The organism is Microvirga antarctica (genome assembly GCF_017921815.1).
GTDB classification, from domain to species: domain Bacteria; phylum Pseudomonadota; class Alphaproteobacteria; order Rhizobiales; family Beijerinckiaceae; genus Microvirga; species Microvirga antarctica.
On the sequence record NZ_JAGEMM010000199.1, the window covers coordinates 1 to 281 of the forward strand.

General features: G+C 48.0%; 1 pseudogene. It reads left to right on the forward strand.

What is annotated here, in order from left to right:
- Positions 1-19: 19 nt before the first annotated feature.
- Positions 20-281 (forward strand): annotated as a pseudogene (locus J4G32_RS21475) (D-lactate dehydrogenase); the annotation flags it as partial.

Consider the following 281-nt stretch of genomic DNA (forward strand, 5'->3'; position numbering starts at 1 on the left):
GCCAGTGGCGGGAGAATATATGCATCGCGATATCTACGATATTGCGGAGCAGTACGGTAAAGATACCTTTCTGATGATCGATAAACTCGGCACCGACAAGATGCCATTCTTTTTCACGCTAAAAGGCCGAACCGATGCGATGCTGGAAAAAGTAAAATTTTTCCGTCCGCATTTCACCGACCGCGCGATGCAGAAATTCGGCCACCTGTTTCCCAGCCATCTGCCGCCGCGAATGAAAAACTGGCGCGATAAATATGAGCATCATCTGCTGTTAAAAATGG